At 50.6% G+C, this 16,335-nt stretch carries 15 protein-coding genes; 8 read left to right on the top strand and 7 right to left on the bottom strand.

Annotated elements, in window-relative coordinates:
• Positions 1-5: 5 nt before the first annotated feature.
• From C4J93_RS23875 to C4J93_RS23855, 5 genes are all read left to right on the top strand, one after another.
• Positions 6-521: a single-stranded DNA-binding protein gene (locus C4J93_RS23875; protein ID WP_003232445.1), complete on the top strand. Its 516-nt coding sequence runs from the start codon at positions 6-8 to the stop codon at positions 519-521.
• 212 nt (positions 522-733) lie between these two features.
• Complete coding sequence (locus tag C4J93_RS23870; RefSeq protein ID WP_124420955.1) at positions 734-1,972, top strand: site-specific integrase; 1,239 nt, start codon at positions 734-736, stop codon at positions 1,970-1,972.
• Between the two features lie 172 nt (positions 1,973-2,144).
• Positions 2,145-3,545 carry a tyrosine-type recombinase/integrase gene (locus tag C4J93_RS23865; protein ID WP_164485274.1) on the top strand — a complete coding sequence of 467 codons (1,401 nt, stop codon included), beginning with the start codon at positions 2,145-2,147 and terminating at the stop codon, positions 3,543-3,545.
• Positions 3,545-5,533: an integrase gene (locus C4J93_RS23860; RefSeq protein WP_124420953.1), complete on the top strand. Its 1,989-nt coding sequence runs from the start codon at positions 3,545-3,547 to the stop codon at positions 5,531-5,533. The genes C4J93_RS23865 and C4J93_RS23860 overlap by 1 nt, the downstream gene beginning before the upstream one ends.
• Positions 5,530-6,024, top strand: coding sequence for a protein kinase (locus C4J93_RS23855; protein WP_124430601.1), 495 nt, complete (start codon positions 5,530-5,532; stop codon positions 6,022-6,024). The genes C4J93_RS23860 and C4J93_RS23855 overlap by 4 nt, the downstream gene beginning before the upstream one ends.
• Before the next feature lie 475 nt (positions 6,025-6,499).
• On the opposite strand, the gene C4J93_RS23850 is transcribed toward C4J93_RS23855, so the two are convergent.
• Positions 6,500-6,943 (bottom strand): hypothetical protein, encoded by a 444-nt coding sequence (locus C4J93_RS23850; protein WP_124430600.1) that lies wholly within the window; start codon positions 6,941-6,943, stop codon positions 6,500-6,502.
• Positions 6,944-7,029: 86 nt separating this feature from the next.
• On the opposite strand from C4J93_RS23850, the gene C4J93_RS23845 reads away from it, so the two are divergent.
• On the top strand, positions 7,030-7,317 hold the full coding sequence (locus tag C4J93_RS23845; protein ID WP_124420951.1) for a helix-turn-helix domain-containing protein: 288 nt from the start codon (positions 7,030-7,032) through the stop codon (positions 7,315-7,317).
• A 682-nt stretch (positions 7,318-7,999) separates the two neighbouring features.
• On the opposite strand, the gene C4J93_RS23835 is transcribed toward C4J93_RS23845, so the two are convergent.
• The 3 genes from C4J93_RS23835 to C4J93_RS23825 form a co-directional block, all read right to left on the bottom strand.
• On the bottom strand, positions 8,000-8,473 hold the full coding sequence (locus C4J93_RS23835; protein WP_124430599.1) for a phosphatidylglycerophosphatase A: 474 nt from the start codon (positions 8,471-8,473) through the stop codon (positions 8,000-8,002).
• Positions 8,473-8,829 (bottom strand): rhodanese-like domain-containing protein, encoded by a 357-nt coding sequence (locus C4J93_RS23830; RefSeq protein ID WP_124430598.1) that lies wholly within the window; start codon positions 8,827-8,829, stop codon positions 8,473-8,475. The genes C4J93_RS23835 and C4J93_RS23830 overlap by 1 nt, the downstream gene beginning before the upstream one ends.
• Before the next feature lie 90 nt (positions 8,830-8,919).
• The gene (locus tag C4J93_RS23825) at positions 8,920-9,702 is read right to left on the bottom strand and encodes a TSUP family transporter (protein ID WP_124430597.1); all 783 of its coding nucleotides are present in this window, start codon (positions 9,700-9,702) and stop codon (positions 8,920-8,922) included.
• Between the two features lie 80 nt (positions 9,703-9,782).
• Between C4J93_RS23825 and chrA the strand changes: the two genes are divergently transcribed.
• Together chrA and C4J93_RS23815 are read left to right on the top strand one after the other, a co-directional pair.
• On the top strand, positions 9,783-10,988 hold the full coding sequence (gene chrA / locus C4J93_RS23820; RefSeq protein ID WP_177413541.1) for a chromate efflux transporter: 1,206 nt from the start codon (positions 9,783-9,785) through the stop codon (positions 10,986-10,988).
• A 10-nt stretch (positions 10,989-10,998) separates the two neighbouring features.
• Positions 10,999-11,304 carry a PadR family transcriptional regulator gene (locus C4J93_RS23815; RefSeq protein WP_124430595.1) on the top strand — a complete coding sequence of 102 codons (306 nt, stop codon included), beginning with the start codon at positions 10,999-11,001 and terminating at the stop codon, positions 11,302-11,304.
• Between the two features lie 289 nt (positions 11,305-11,593).
• On the opposite strand, the gene C4J93_RS23810 is transcribed toward C4J93_RS23815, so the two are convergent.
• From C4J93_RS23810 to C4J93_RS23800, 3 genes are all read right to left on the bottom strand, one after another.
• The gene (locus C4J93_RS23810) at positions 11,594-12,397 is read right to left on the bottom strand and encodes a hypothetical protein (protein ID WP_124420950.1); all 804 of its coding nucleotides are present in this window, start codon (positions 12,395-12,397) and stop codon (positions 11,594-11,596) included.
• A 524-nt stretch (positions 12,398-12,921) separates the two neighbouring features.
• Entirely contained in the window at positions 12,922-14,352 is a 1,431-nt protein-coding gene (locus C4J93_RS23805) for a UvrD-helicase domain-containing protein (protein ID WP_124430594.1), read from the bottom strand.
• Positions 14,345-16,048: an ATP-dependent endonuclease gene (locus tag C4J93_RS23800; RefSeq protein ID WP_124420948.1), complete on the bottom strand. Its 1,704-nt coding sequence runs from the start codon at positions 16,046-16,048 to the stop codon at positions 14,345-14,347. Before C4J93_RS23800 ends, C4J93_RS23805 begins: the two co-directional genes overlap by 8 nt.
• Positions 16,049-16,335 lie beyond the last annotated feature (287 nt).

The following is a 16,335-nucleotide window of genomic DNA, read 5'->3' as shown; positions in this document are numbered from 1 at the left end:
ACGTTATGGCCCGTGGGGTTAACAAAGTCATATTGGTCGGTACATGCGGCCAGGATCCCGAAGTTCGCTACCTGCCGAACGGTAACGCCGTGACCAACCTGAGTCTGGCGACCAGCGAACAGTGGACCGACAAGCAGACTGGCCAGAAGGTCGAGAAAACCGAATGGCACCGTGTGTCGATGTTCGGCAAGGTTGCCGAGATCGCCGGTGAGTATCTGCGCAAAGGTTCGCAGGTGTACATCGAAGGCAAATTGCAGACCCGCGAGTGGGAAAAAGACGGCATCAAGCGTTACACCACCGAAATCGTGGTCGATATGCAAGGCACCATGCAACTGCTGGGCGGCCGTCCACAGGGCGACCAACAGGGCCAGGGCGGCATGTCCAACTCGGCACCGCGTCCACAGCAATCGCGTCCGCAGCCAAGCCAGCAGCCTCAGCGTGAGTCGCGCCCAGCGCCACAACAGGCCGCGCCGCAGCCGGCTCCGGATTTCGACAGCTTTGATGACGATATCCCGTTCTAACCTACATAAAAGCAAAGCGTAAAGGTGATTGATTGGCTCGGCGGGTTTAAGTACCTAAATCATTACCTTACGTGAGTAAGCCAAAGCCTTCTTTGCTGTAAAGCTAAGAGGGCTTTTTTTTGCCCGGTGTAAAGCTACAAATAATTTAACTACACAAGAGAGGAGTGTAGAGATAAAAGTCTACATTACTAAACGTAAAGGAGGAGTGTGCTGTGGATGTGAAAATGGTACGACATCCTTCTGGGTTGAACCTGCCAATCCTCCTTGACGATGATGGCCTGCCGGTTCCGCTTGCAAATGAGTGGATCTTGCAAAGGCGAGGCCTAAGCCCTAACACTCTCACGAGAAACCTCAGGGAGTTGGCGATTCTATTTGCTTGGCTTGATTCTCTTCGCATTGATCTTGGTGCATGCATGGCTGGTGACCGCATGTTTACCGAGGCTGAGTTAGCGGGAAGTCTCTGTGAGCACCTACGCATAGCGGTGAAGGTCCCCGCCTTGCAAGCGGGGGGGATTTCTATAAATCAGGGCAAGAAGGTAGCCGTGTCACCTCTGACATATAAATTGCGCCTGATCACTGTGCGGCAATTCATGGGGTGGTGTTTTCGATTCAAGATGGGGGCGATGGAGTCTGGAGATCCCGCGCTTCTCAGAATTCAAGCACACAAAGAGCATGTCGATAAAGTTCTCAGCGATCAAGAAATCAATAATCCTCCTCAGAATAAATCTATTACTAAAGGCCTGCGGGATCATCAAGTAACAGCTCTCATTTGGTGTGTAGATTTTAGAAATCCAGAAGCGTATGGCTTAAACGAACATGTAAGATTTAGGAACTTCATCATTGTGATGATTATGCTGACCTTTGGTTTAAGACCAGCAGAGCTTTTGACTCTTAGAGTAGGAGATGTCGAGTTTGGTGGCGTCACTGCTCTGCGTGTCTTAAGGCGTGTCTCGGATCCGAATGATGTAAGGAGCCCCCGGCCTAGAGTCAAGCGGAATGGTCGAGACATGATAATGCAAACGCCTACGCTCATACGCCTGATTGAAGAGTACATTGAAGTTCATCGCGAAAGCGTTATGGAGCGCTTTGGAAAAGATCACAACTATTTGATTGTTTCAGATGAGGGTGACCCGTTGCATGGAAATAGCGTGTCTAATTATTTTCAGATTATCCGCGAGAAGTTCAAGCAAGCGTTACCTCCAAATCTAACTCCTAAGGCCCTACGGCATACATACTCTAGTAGAACTGAACGTGAAATGGCTGAGCGTGGCGTTCCTGAAGATGAGCGTAAACAGGTTTTGGCGTACTTAAGGGGTGATAGTAGCGTGCGTTCTCAAGAGGTGTATATCATTGGTGAGATCATTCGCCAGGCCACCGCTGTTCAATCTAAATATCATGATACATTAATGGAAACTTTCTTGGAGTACTCCAGTGATGAGTCAAGCGTTTAGACCTCAGCCTGATGAAGCTGAGCTGTGGGAGTCCATTCCTAAATCTGTTATAAGCAGAGAAGGACATGTAGTTGACACGAGTGGTTTACAATGGCACATGCCAACGACCAGTGGCAGATACGCTACACTTAAGTTTCAACGTATACGTAATTTGAGGTTTCGGTATGCACTGATGCGTTACTGTGTGTATGTGATGAGAACCTCGTCGGCGGGCTATGCTTACACCACTTGGGTAGATTGTCATAGGTTTCTTCTTTTGCCTTATCCTGAGTTTAATCGGGAAGAAATTGCCGATTTTGAGGTTGAGCTGGTTAGTTATTACGAGCGAATGATAGCAACTACGAGACGAGACCATAAGCTATATCAAGTCTCGCGTGCTAAGTCGTGGTATCTCTGGGGATGCCAGTACCTAAGTGAAATAGGCTTCAATGCCGAATATGGCAGCGTGTTGGAAGCTCTCAAAATACCCGGAGGTCCCAAGGGGGAGGCGGTTAAAAACGAAGACGTAGATGCCGGTCCACTTCATCGTATCTATGAATTGCAGCCACTCTACAACGCTCTTCAAACTACGACTTGTGCCGATGTCGCAGAGTGCGAGCAGCGAGCTGCACTGGCATTGTTCATTGCTCACGGTAGAAACCCGGCGAACCTGTCGTGGCTGCGAGAAAGCGATCTGATCAACGTAGCTCCAGGACTAGATGAGCCGTGCTGGGTAATAAGATACCCAAGAATCAAAAAACGACTGTTGAGCCCTCGGGATGACTTCGTTGAGGTGCAACTCCCTACGGAATTTGCGCCTTATATTCAAGACCTAATCGCCGTCAATCGTGATATTGAACCGTTCGATTGGATGGGAGTTGATCCTGTAGGTTTTGACAGGCCGTTATTTTTCAATCACAACATCAATACGGCAGCTGCCGCGTCAGGCCAGCGCGATGCATATTTCAATTACGAGTCTGGTTACTTTGCAACGCTGCTTCAAAATTTCGTACTAAGGCATCGTATAGTATCGCCTTTGACCAAGATGTTGATACATCTTAGTCCTAGGCGTCTTCGTTACACGTTGGCAACAAACTTAGTTAAAGATGGGGCAACGCAGCGGCAGCTGGCCCAGATTCTTGACCATACTGATCTTCAGCACGTACAGGTTTATTTTGACCTGGCTGGCAATATCGTAGAGTTATTAGACAAGGCGCTAATTGGTCCTTACGCGCAGATTCTCCGTTTCTTCAAGGGTGATTTCATCGCGCCCGGGCAGAAAGCCGTAAATGAAGGAGACATAGGTAAGCATATTCCGTTTGTTTATATTGAGACTGCTCCGAACATCGATTTGGGCGTGTGTGGGAAACACTCACTTTGCTCCTTGCACCCTCCGTATTCCTGTTACAAATGTCCAAAGTTTCAGGCTTACCTTGAAGCTGATCATCAAGCCGTGTTGGAACATTTGATAAGTGAGCGCGAAGAGAAATTTCAGTCCGCTGACAAGCGAATAGCCAGCCAGCTCGACGAAATCATCTTCGCTGTAGCTCAAGTTGTTGAGAAATGCAAAGAAGTTAAAGCGGGAGCAACATAATGGCAAAGGTAGCAGCGTTCTTAAGCAAGCTTGAGCTAGATCGTGTCGCTAACTTATCGCTTTTGGTGGAAAAGGCGAAGATGCTCGGCATGCTCGGTTTTGAAAGTATTGTCTGGGATGAGCCGAAGTGGAAGTTTACAGCCGGCCCCATGACAATACTGTCGGCTAAACGTTCTGGCTCTCCTAGCATCTACTTTCGGCACGCGCCTAACATCGGCGAACAGCCCATGGAAGGCGATTGGGCTGCTGTGGCGAAATCTCTTTTTTGTTTGCGGGCGCACCGGTCAAATCAAAAAATTAGCAACCAGCAAACATTTGTAACTGCCATAAGTTATATAAGTCACTGCGTAGGCGGAGCGAGTCGTCCGTTATCAAAGCTGATGCCCGAAGACTTAGATTCTGCATGTAGGATCATTTCGAGTGATTACCAAGAGTCAACCGCTTATAACCTACATAAGGCTATAAACGAATTCGCAGCGCATTGCGACGCTAATCAGCTTTGTAATGTTAGGTTTGAATATAAGTACTCTGGGCTGAAGCGCCCTGCAAACGCCGGTAGTGCAGCTCAAAAACGATTGGACGCACCTGAAAACCTGGAACAGACCTCCGGGGACCGACTCATCAACCTGGAGGTGTTTGAGCTTATTGGTTTGCTGTACCAACATGTACCGAGCAACCATAAGTACCGGATGTACATCCTGATGCTCGTTTTGTTGGCGTGCATTGGAAGGCGTTTTAGCGAAATCGCTACACTGCCGTTGCAGGGGGTCGGCTTTGACTCGGAAGGAAGAAAATACTTACGCTTTTTTTTGATGAAAACAAGCAAAGGAGATAACTCTCATCCCATTGACAGAACATGGCTTCCTACTGATGCCGTTTCGATTGTTGAGGACGTAATCGCTGAGCTAACAGATATTACCGGAGCTGCCAGGTCGACAGCGCAGGAGATGCGGATCACTGGTGGCCCTGATCTACGTTGGATCGTACCTTTTGCTGAAGATCATCGATTCTACATTGCCGACCTTGAAGCCTTGGGTTTTAGCTTCAATGTCTTGCGCCCAGCGGGTTGGCTTACGAAAAATGGCCTCACGTTTCCAGATCCGGATAAGCTGACAGTTCAGGGCATTCGTCCAGCTAAGCCATCTCGCTTCACCACGAAGCAGGCCTTAGTTTCCTATTGCAAGAGCATGTTTGACCCACGATTGAATGATCCTGTCCGGATCGCTACCAGCGGTAAGGTGTATTACCAAGAAGATCTTTTCTTCGTGCGATACGCGGGTATGTCTTCCGGGGGCGTCTCTGTGTGTGTGGTCGCACCAGTCACCCACTCAATGTTCACGACATTTATACGAGATCATCTTGAGCCGCTTGCGTCCGAGTACGGTGGAAGCAACGTCAAACCCGACTTCTCAAGCCACGATTTTAGACACACCATTAATACTCTCTTGAATGACGGTGGAATGAGCGATTACGTACAAACTAAGTGGTTTGGGCGGAAGTATGCAAATGACACAAAGGCTTATCAGCACACATCCCGTGAAAAGAGAGCATTAATTTATCAAGAAAAAATTCGAGAAGGCAAGATTGGCGGAGTGGTGGCCGACAACTACATCCAACTTCCTGTTGAGTACAAAGATGCTTATCTCAAGGCTAAGATTACCGGAGTCCATGAGCTTGGGACCGGTATGTGTACGCGTAACCTGTCGCAATCGCCTTGCCCGAATCATCTCGAATGCCATGCCAAATGTTCGGATTTTTCCTGGGAGAAGGATAACGACGGTAAGAAAGCAGGCGTAGTGCGCGCTTTCGAGATCGAGGTCGTTCAATACGAGAATGCGATAACCAAGTCTCAATCGAATAGGCAGGGCGAGAGCCACCAATGGATGGCCCATTCACAGAAGAAAATCGAAACCCTCACCGCCATGCTGGTTGATTTGCAGATGGACGCTGAAGCCATCAAAGCGAAAGCACTTGGAGCACAGCCATGAGCAAATTTGGTAAGAGGATGGACTCGGGGGATGTCAAAGCTATCGTAAGGGAATTGGATCGCTGGGGTTTAGGTGAGCTGGGTTCGGGCCTGCGGTGGAAGACGCTTGAAGACCAGTTTGGGTTCACGCGCCAGGCTTTGAATGCTCGTCTTGAAATCAAGGTTGCGTTCGACGCTGCCAAGGCGTCTCTTGCAGGTGGCCTGGCTGCTAAACAGAAAAATGCGGCGCGGAGCGCTGACGAGCTGGTGCTTCGGGTTGCGCAGCTTGAGAGGGAGCTACAGACCTACAAGGATCGTGAAGCCAAATGGCTGCTGAGATGGCAGCAAATAGCCTACAACATCAGGGTAAGGTTTGGCGCTCAGATGAGCGGCATTGATATGTCTGGCGGTTCGCGAGAGGGGCTTCCAAACCTGCGTACCACGGAGAGCATCCTTAAGCACCTTGATAGCCCCATTCCTCCAGTGGGGAGCTCGGATGCTAATACCGATTAGTGTTTTAGCCGCGTGAAAATGACTTTTCTCTAAATTATATGGAGCGACTTAGTGTGGATGGGTAGTCCAATTAAGGTCTATTTGCGCTGCCATGGATTGATCAAGATCAGATTTCAATGGGGATTCTACGAGGCTGAAATCTCTCGGTTGAATTTGCAGTGGTAGACGGAGGGTGTAAGCTTGGCAAGCATGCATTGGGTAGGGATGAAATATGATGTTTTTTAAATATATTTCCAGTTGGCGCGAAGGAAACGTTTTTTGCACAACGGAAACAGTTAGACGTCTATGCTCTTCTAGTGAAAAGGTTGAAGCTATTTGTATTTCACAGCAATCACAGACACTCACCCCCGTTGAGTTGGAATCATTGCGTAAGGAAATGCGGTTGGCAGGCGCCTGGATGCAGTCAGTATTGAGACTTGGAAGTCGGTCCAAATATAAATAATAGATATGGCACCATTGCGCATCTAAATGTGATTCAAATAGTGTTTTTTTTGTATATGATCTGCTTTTCTGTCGCCTTGGATATTAAGTCTGTAGCCGATATATGGTTGTCTGGTAGATAGTAAGTTTTATCACCTTCAACTGAGTATGCCTCAATGGTGCCGTAGGCGCTGCTGTGATAAATAGTTAGCTCTACTAATGTTTCCATCTTCCAGTCTCCTGACCCATTTAAATAATCTGGGCTAACAAGTTTTATTGTTTCAATCACTGTGTGTGGTGGTCTTGTCTGTATTAGTCTGCATAGGAGGGTCGGATCCATTATCTGGATCATCGATTTTCTAGTACCGGTCGGTATGACGCGTAGCAGGCTTAGGTAAAACCATGGGAGATTGAGAGTGTGCTCGACTGCAGTCCAATGGAGCGCGTCGCTTTCTGAACCGTGCTCGCTAAGAAGCGCCCACCGTGGGGTGATGAACATGAGAAACGCTCCTTGGCAAAATGAGTCCTATAGATTGTAGCCCTATAGGGTTCTCGGAGGCTTCATGTTTCATTTTAGGATGGATCATGGAACTGAAGCCTGCGTTCGGAACGGCTCTCAAACTCATACGCAATAGAAGGGGGATGAGCCAGGAAGACTTTAGTGTAATCAGCAGCAGGACCTATCTCAGCTCCCTCGAAAGGGGGCTGAAGTGTCCGACCATTGAGAAAGTCGAAGATCTTGCTGCATTTTTGAATGTTCACCCTCTGACCGTTTTGGCGATTGCATACACAATCAAAGACTCTGCAGCTTTGGAAACCCTTATGGATCAGGTGAAAGGTGAGTGTGAATGGATTCTTTCGGAAACTGGCTAAAATTTGGGCGAGTCCACGCTTTGTTGAGCCTGCGCAAGCTTCATAAACGATGATGACTGAAATTGAGCCCTCCTTGCTCAAATTTGGGAGGGTGAGCCACCCATAGCTCACATTTGAGCAATAACGTTCACGGTTGAGCCATCCCTAGCTCAAATTTGAGCGATAGCGTTCACCCGTGAGCTACCCCTGACTCAAATTCGAGTGATTTCTTCCGTGTAAGCTTTACCCCACCCCAATTCGGTGTCTGATGAGTAATTGCGTGGACTTGACCACCTGTTTTCGTTCGACTTGACCAACCGTTTACATCCGACTTGACCAGTGCACATGATCTCCATGACTGGCTGAGCTCGACCCAAAGCAAACGGTGGCGACAGGCAAAAATCGGCCGACTCTGTTGAAAACAGTCGGCCATTCATTCCACGGTAGAAAGTACGCGCTTGAGATTAAAATCTTTGTATTTGAGCAGAGGATTCCAGGCTCAGATTTCGCGTAGCAGCGCGCAAAAAAGGCATTTTCAACGGTCAGTATGCAGGCGGTCTGGAAGAGCCGACTTTTTCAAAAGAGTCGGCCAGTAGCAGCCATTGGCAAGGCGGACAAGGATTACTTGCAGGCGGTTAAGAAGTAATCGAGAGAGAAGAAATCGCGCCAGGAAAAGCCGCCTTCGGACGGCTTTCTTTGTTCATCATCGGCGATGGTAGCGCCGACCCCAGGCGATACCCACGGCAAGCACAATCCAGGCATAGATGGCTGCCATAACATCGTCTAACACAATGCCTAACCCTCCGCCGATATCCTCGATGTAAGTGATGGGGGGTAGCTTCGTCGCATCGAATAGCCGGAATAATAAGAAGGCAGCTCCTAACATCCATAGACGCGGTTTCACTGCGAGCCCGATCACTGTGATAGGAAACGCTAAGTACTCATCTGCAACGATGCCGGGGATATCCCCACCACCCAGCCACAATGAGGCAAAGTGACAGATTGGCATTGCCACCAACAAAAGGATGGCAATCGCAGCAATCTGCCGGCCTGGCGAAAAACGCATCAACCACCAGGCCAGTGGCAAGCCGAGTATCGAGCCGAAGGTTCCGGGTGCCCATGGCAACCAACCCAGACCGAAGCCGGTTGCAACCATCAAAATCGAATTTTCAAGCATCAGTCTTCGTACGTAGCCTTGTATGCATTGAGGCCACCCTCAATACTGACCACTTGGGTATAACCCATCTTCTGTAAGGTATCGGCTGCCAGCGCACCCCGGTTACCGCCCCCGCAGTGGCAGACAATGGGTGCCCGTTTATCAGGCGCTATTTCGCCAATTAGCATCTCAAGGGTACCGCGACTGATGTTGACGGCGCCCTCAATGTGGCTCTTTTCGAACTCTTCCTTGTCACGGACATCTAGCAACAAAGCCCCTTCGGCGACTTTCTTTCGGGCTTCTACAGGGGGCACTTCAGTGATGCGCTGTCTGGCCTCGTTGGCCAGTTTTATAAAGTCGTCAGAATGCTTAGTCATTGCGAATACTCCTTACGAGTGGTGGAAGAAGGCTATTTTTTCAACAGGGTATCGGCAGATGAACAGGCATCCCTTTGAGCGTTCAATTGCCTATAGCAGACCTATAGTCAACCCGGCACCGATGCCCAACATAGCTCCGGCGACGATAAGCTGCACCGTGCGAAACGTGACTTTTTGCAACATACGCTTGCCCAAGAAAGCACCAATGAATGCACAGATCGTCCCAACTGCAACGGGAAGTGCAAGAGTCTGAGCTTGCGAGAGTTGCCCCACAAAGATGACGCTGCCATATACCGCGAGACGCACGGCATCAACGATTACTGCCGAAACCACTCCTGTTGCCACGAACGATTCTTTAGACAGGTCCGCTTTTAGCAGAAACGCCGAACGCAATGCCCCTTGGTTTCCCGATAGGCCGCCAAAGAAACCCGAAAGCGCCCCACCTATAGGAAGCCAGCGCGTAGGAAAGGCCAGCGTTTGAAACCGCGTGGACATTTCAAGCAATGCGAACAGCATGATTAGGCTGCCGATGACAGCTTTCACTGTAGTTATTTCGAAACTTGAGCCTGCGATGCTGTAGTGCCAGAGGGGCGGCAGTTGGTCGAAGAACGTCAGGGAGCCTGCACCCAGGATTGCCGTGAAGGCAGCCGGCACGCTGAACTTCACCACAACCGACCAAGCAGCCTGCTGGGCCATCAACCCGAGCTTAAAAAGATTGTTGGCGAAGTGCACCACGGCGGTGGCCGCAATAGCGAGCGGCAAGGGGAAGAAAAGGGCAAACACTGGCATCAGTGCCGTCCCTAGGCCGAAGCCAGAGAGCAACGTCAGTCCGGAAGCCAGCAGTGCCGCAACGCCGATCAGAACGAGTTCCATGAGGATCGATCTCAATTATCGATTTACGCTATCGTAGATCGAGGATTCCATCCAGCCCTGTCACAGATCAAGTAATTACCATGACTGAAACCACCAAGATTGACCGTAGCCCTTGGGCTGTTTTTTTGATCTTCCTCCGCTTGGGGCTCACCTCCTTCGGCGGTCCAATCGCACACCTGGGCTATTTCCGCGATGAGTTCGTGGTGCGTCGACAATGGTTGAGCGAGCGCAGCTATGCGGATCTTGTCGCCCTTTGCCAGTTCTTACCGGGGCCAGCCAGTAGCCAGGTCGGGATTGCGCTCGGGTTGTCTCGATCCGGCTACGCCGGGGCACTAGCCGCGTGGATGGGCTTCACCTTGCCCTCCGCAATTGCCCTGATCCTCTTCGCACTCGGCATCGCCAGTTATGGTGATGCCATCCCTGCTGGCGTGCTGCACGGTTTGAAGGTGGTGGCCGTGGCGGTGGTCGCCCAGGCTGTCTGGGGCATGGCGCGCAATCTGTGTCCCGATGCGCCGCGTATTTCCATCATGGCAGCGGCGACCTGCTTCGTGCTGCTCGTACCCTCTGCCTGGGGGCAAGTGAGTGTCATCATCCTTGCAGCCATCGTCGGCCTACTGCTGTTCAAACCACAGCAGGGCGAGGCCCATGATCCACTACCGATCAGAGTGCGGCGTCGCGTTGGCTTGTTCTGGCTGGCCCTGTTCTTTGCCCTGCTGCTTGGGCAGCCGTTGCTCACAGCTGCGTTCCCGAACCAGACATTGGCGATGGTGGATGCCTTCTACCGCGCCGGCTCGCTGGTCTTCGGTGGCGGGCATGTGGTGCTGCCGCTGTTGCAGGCTGAGGTCGTACCATCAGGCTGGGTCGACAACGACGCATTCCTCGCGGGCTATGGCGCGGCGCAGGCGGTGCCGGGGCCGCTGTTCACCTTCGCAGCCTTTCTCGGCGCCTCGATGAACCAAGCACCGACTGGCTGGCTTGGCGGCCTGATCTGCCTGCTGGCAATCTTTGCGCCGTCTTTCCTGCTGGTGGTGGGGGCCTTGCCGTTCTGGGAGCACCTGCGCCGTAACCTGCGCACGCAGGCAGCACTGCTGGGCATCAATGCGGCCGTGGTCGGCCTGCTGCTGGCTGCTCTCTACCAGCCGGTGTGGACGAGTGCGATTCATGGCCCGCAAGACTTTGGCCTAGCCCTCGTGGCACTGGTGGCGTTGATGTTCTGGAAGCTGCCGCCGTGGCTGGTCGTGCTGGGCAGCGGTGTCCTGGGCGGGCTGTTGAGCATTGCCCTGTGAGAGGCTGCGAATGACCGACAAAGACCTCTACGGCGGGCTGATCCGCCTGCATATCCTGCACCACGCCGCTGAGGCCCCCATCTTCGGGCTGGCCATCATTGAGGAGTTGCGACACCACGGCTACGAGCTTAGCGCGGGCACGCTGTATCCGATGCTGCACGGCTTGGAAAAGAAGGGTTACCTGCGCTCGCACCATGAGCGCACCGGGCGCCGCGAGCGACGCATGTACGAGATTACCAATGAAGGCCGAGCCGCGCTGGCAGATGCCAAGGTCAAGGTCAGGGAGTTGTTCGGGGAGTTAATCGAAGGACGCTGATGGTCTGATCCTGAGTGCCTTGGGCCAGCTTGGGGATGGATGTGCATCATTGATGGCACGCCACATGTTGCCACCCGTAGCGCTGCTGTCGCCCTCACATGATCGGATAGGCGAGTGGTCAAGTCGAATGCAAATGCCTGGTCAACTCCGGTGCAAACGGCTGGTCAAGTCGAATGCAAACAGGTGGTCAAGTGATGTGCAATTTCCCATCTGAACCAGTCATTTATGCTTTTCCATTTTGGGCATGAGTATTGAACTGTTCGTTGGCAGACTATGCATCGAACTGCTCCTACGTACTCATGTGGTCAATAATAGCGTCCATCAGATCCTTTACCGGCTGCACACGAGCCGCGTGTGCTTCTTTCTCTCGGTTATGCCAGCCTAGAAAAATACCTTCCAGGCGGCATTTCCACCTGAATGCCCCGTCAGACTCCACGTCCGCTAGCACTTCAAATATTGGTCCTCCGCTTGTCCCACTGAAGCATGGAGGGTTCGCGCGCTTCTTATTGGTATCAATTGCGCGCTTCTTATCGAAGCGGAAGCCAACAGCATTGGAGATGTGCGACTTTGCAGCAGGAGACTCAATTCGTTCAGTGAAGCTCGTTCCATGGGTAACGATTTGGGTCTGGTTAAGACGCGGGTTAAGCCCATTTTTTGAGGCTGGATACCCTACGGCAACCCAAAGCCCGATTGGAACGTAGTGGGTTACAAGATCGTCAAGAGGTACGAATTTCATTCGTTCGATCTTGGCCTTCATAAACCAAGTCTCAGGCAGAAGGGCTACAGCGATGTCATCTACAATGCACCTGACGATTGGCATGCCGTTTAGCAATGCTCCCTGGCCATTAATATTAAGGCCAAACTGACGTTTAGGATCTTGCCCCTCGAAGACATGGGCTGCGGACACTAGAAAATAATGGCCTCTTCGGACTGCGAAAAAACTGGATCCGATCAGATCAGCAGCTCCAGTGATTTTGCCGCTTTTGCTGACCTGTTCGATGAACAGCGGCGCCGTGCACCGTCCCCACTTTTTGATCACGTTATCGACGTGTTCCAAGAAATTATTTTCTGTGAAAGGCAAATAAATCGACATGATTTTCCATTTTGAAAGGCAGATTCAGCTTGCTGGCTTGCTCATCGTCGCTTCAGGGCAGGGTGAGGATAATTAGCTGTATTAATATACAGTGAAGGGCAGTGGCCGTTCAACGAGAGGGGGGCGTGTTGCAGGTGCGAGCGTGGAGCGCTTCGAGGCGTATAGATCCATAGTCGTCGAATTCCCGCACTGGCGAAGTCTGCCTCCAGACGCGCCCGAGCCTCCATCCGACAAAGCGCTAGGACCGCTCCTCGTGGATAGTTTCGGCGAAGCCGTTATCATAGTTTCCTTGGACTCCGTCGACCATCGACGCGAATGGTGTGTTAGCGAGCTGCGTCACTGATTCCCATAGCGTGTACTACGGGTTCGCGCACTGCGTAGCATAGGACTCGTGTTTGCGGAAAACACGACCATCTTTAACAACGGAGTGATCTGGCCAGGTGATACCGGGATTCGGGGCGATTCACTCTATCTGGACGGTATCAAACAAGTCTTAAGGCGTTCGCCATTTAGCCTGAGCAAATTCAGCTCGGGAGCACTGTTCTCAAACTGACGATTGTGAGCGTCTTTGCCCCGCGTGTGAGTGCAACATAAAGATCTTTTGGGGTCATGGTGTCCGCCTCTAAAATGATTGCATGTTGGTACTCCAAGCCTTTCACAAGTAGAGTTGTGCCTATGAGCTTCTTATATCGGACAGGTCTGCCAGTATGGCGAAAATCACGCTGGAAATTATTGGCACTTTCCATAAGTGTTTTTTCTGGATTGTCGACGTTGCTCTGTAGGACTTTAATCAATCTGTTAAGAAGGTCTCGGCGGTACGTCGACGTTTCTTTTACTTTTTGGATAGCTTGCAGGAAGGCTAGAAGATGAGCACTTGTCGCTGAGGAGAGAAATTTATTCGCAACTCTGAGAATTTGGGGGTGCTTGGTGGCTTGAGTAGCCTTTGCAACTTCACCTCGTTTAGTCCCAGTAGTCAATACTCCTTCTACCCCTGTCATACACTTTTTAGTGAATTCAATTGCCAGGATCATTTTTTTGCTTAGTGTTTTTGCCGCTTCGATCTTTTTGATGAATCTAAATAAGTCTTTTCCTTCCACCTCCTCGATGCTAGAGAATTTTCCGGCTAAAGCCTGCGCAAGCTTGTGTGCTTTATTCTTGGACTTTTGATCTCCGGAGTATATTGCAATCACAGAGTCTTCATCGTTCAAAAACTTATACAGGAAATTAAGCCTCTTACGATCTGCGAAGTCATTTAGGTCCACTGAAATGCGGGTGATACCCCTTGGTAACGGCGCCTGAATTGAAAACTGTTCGTTCGTGCGAAGCCTAGTCCCGATGTTGTCTAGCCATTGACCTAGTTCCGGTGCTTTCGCCAGTTGCCAGCGCCAAGGTATACTCAGCTCCCCCAGCTTTTGATATTGGGGATATATATGTTTTTCCCATTCAACAGGCTGATTGGCAAAATCAAAAATCGCTTGTAGTGGGTCGCCCAATATCCTGCAAGGTAAAACTCTAGCGATCCCTTCGACGAGCATATGCTGCTGTACCGAACAGTCTTGGTACTCATCGACATATAAGCCTGAGTAAGAGCTTCCCAATAATTTTTTAATGAACGGCCTGTCCAATAAAGATGCACATGCTAAGTAAAGTTTGTCCCAATCTTCGTCGTCGGGGTACTCAACGGACCACTTGGACGTAGCGGGGAAACTAAGGCACATGCGCAGAGCCCAGCTTGCGATGGTATCTACTTGGTAGAGCGATGACGGAACCGCCAACTGCTGCATCTTCTTTTTGAGGGAGCTTACTCCAGCATAGGTATGTGTTAGGACCAACTGCCGATGGGTAGCGGCACCCACTGCCATGGCTATTAGGTGGGTCTTACCATAACCCGCAGGTGCTATGACATACCCTTTCTTTTGAGTCTCGGCCAGTATCGTGTGCAGATTTTCAGTCATGATCAGCCCACGCGCGAACCTGTAACAGTTTTTTGCCAAGATCGCTTAGCACGAATTTAGCATCGGAAAAAGCGTCAGCAATCACTTCTACCCAGGCCTCGCCACCAGTGATGGACTTGAACCATGCGGAGCTTTTGGCCGCGTCACCTATAGCTTGACGCAACTCCGGTGAGTCTTGCCATTCCATCAGATCCTGGGGCTGGGCAATAGCAAGTTTAGATCGCACGTTATCACGAACAGGATTGCCTGATTCTTCGGCAAGTTTTAAGCTTGCCTTAACGTATTTCCATGGCAAGTCGAACATTGCTCTTTGCTCCAAGGCTAGCTGCTCTGACCACACCATTACTGATACGCCATTTACTTCTAAGTCATGGCTGTCTTTGTCCGAAAAGTCCTTTGGCGCATCTCCATCAGCGATAACGCAGACCTGATATCCCAATTTTTTAAACGCCATTGCTAGGCCTTTGACCTTGCTAGCTCCCTTGGCGTCAAGAACCGCCGTGCCCAAGTATGAGAAAGCGTCCAAGTCTTGGCCGAGCCAATAGTCGTCCAGCCCTCGTAGGAACCCGACCTCAGTGGCCCCCTCGCAAACTACAATCTTCTTAGACAGAAATGCTTCAGCACTCGATCTGATATGTCCCTGGACATTTAGCTCGGATAGTTCTAGGGAGTTTGTGTTCACGACTGTCACCATATCTACCAGACGATGAACGATGTGGAGATCTGAAGTGCTAAGTTCTCTTAATACTGATGGTGAGTGCGTGGTTATAAAGTACTGTCCGGTCTTGTCATCTTTGATGTATTTAACTAACCGAGCGATCCGGTGTGGCTCAAGACCTATTTCAAGCTCGTCAAAAAGGGTAACGTGATTCTTCTGAAGGTTTTCTTTCTGAATGCCGCACATTAGCATTCGTCTAGAGCCTAACCCTAGTTGCCTCAATGGCATCTCACCGTCATGTAGGCTTAGGCCACCTACTCGGATGTTGATAGAAGCCGTATCCAGATGCGCTTGATAGTTTTGATGGATAGGTACGCCCAGCCCTCTAGCCACGGCTTCAGATTTGGTGGCGGCGGCGTCAAACTTGACCAAGGCGTTTGCTCGTTCACCATCTAATGATCCGCGTGCAGCACGGCTGGCGTCGACTAGGGATTCCGCAAGGTTGTCTGACTCAGTAATTCTGGCCAGAGCGCTACCTGCCCCCCAGGTGAGGTGTTTCTCGCTATATGAGCCTATGATCCCTACGTTGAGCTTCGCCCGGTCTGTCGCCCGGAAATCGACTCCGTCAATGTTACGGTCAGCTTTTATTTTCCACTTTGGCTCCAAATCCCGCCCTACGGTTAGATTAGCGCTCAGTACAATCTCGTCGTTGTCTTCAGGCTCATCATTCAGCTTGGATTTCGCTGCGTCCCAGCCTTGCAAAAGTCCTCCATATTTTTGTATGGACAAAAACTCATTCGGTATCTCTCCGAAAACCACGGTGATGTCTATTGGATCGTTAACGTTGCACAGGTGAAAGTCTGAGTCGTTAAAGGATAGGTTCCATTGAGGATGAAAAATGCAACGTATGCCTTCAAGTATTGTTGTCTTTGCAGAGTCTCCTTTCCCGATCAAACAAACTATTCGTTCATCAGGTACATTCCAATCGAGGAGCTTGATGCCTCGAAAATTTCGAATGACAATTTTCCTAATCTTCACTTCGCCTCCGCTAGCTTTAATTTCTGTTTAAAGCAGCTTAGCTGAGGTACGAGCCGTCGTAATATCAAAGTGATGCCGGGTGCCCCTAACGGCTGTACGGTGACGTGGTCACTGGCCCCTGCGTTCACACTGCGCGTCGTGACTTGTGATATCGAGTCATGCAGCGTGAGAGTGAGATCCAAGCTGGATGGCGGTTGCCTGGAGCCTTCCTAAGAGCAGATATGGTCACCGTAGCAAAGGTTCGCGACGAAGCGATCCCTCTTGGGCACCGCGAACAACGTATCCAT

The organism is Pseudomonas sp. R2-37-08W (assembly GCF_003851705.1).
GTDB lineage: Bacteria > Pseudomonadota > Gammaproteobacteria > Pseudomonadales > Pseudomonadaceae > Aquipseudomonas.
This window is presented reverse-complemented; position numbering and strand designations above follow the sequence as displayed.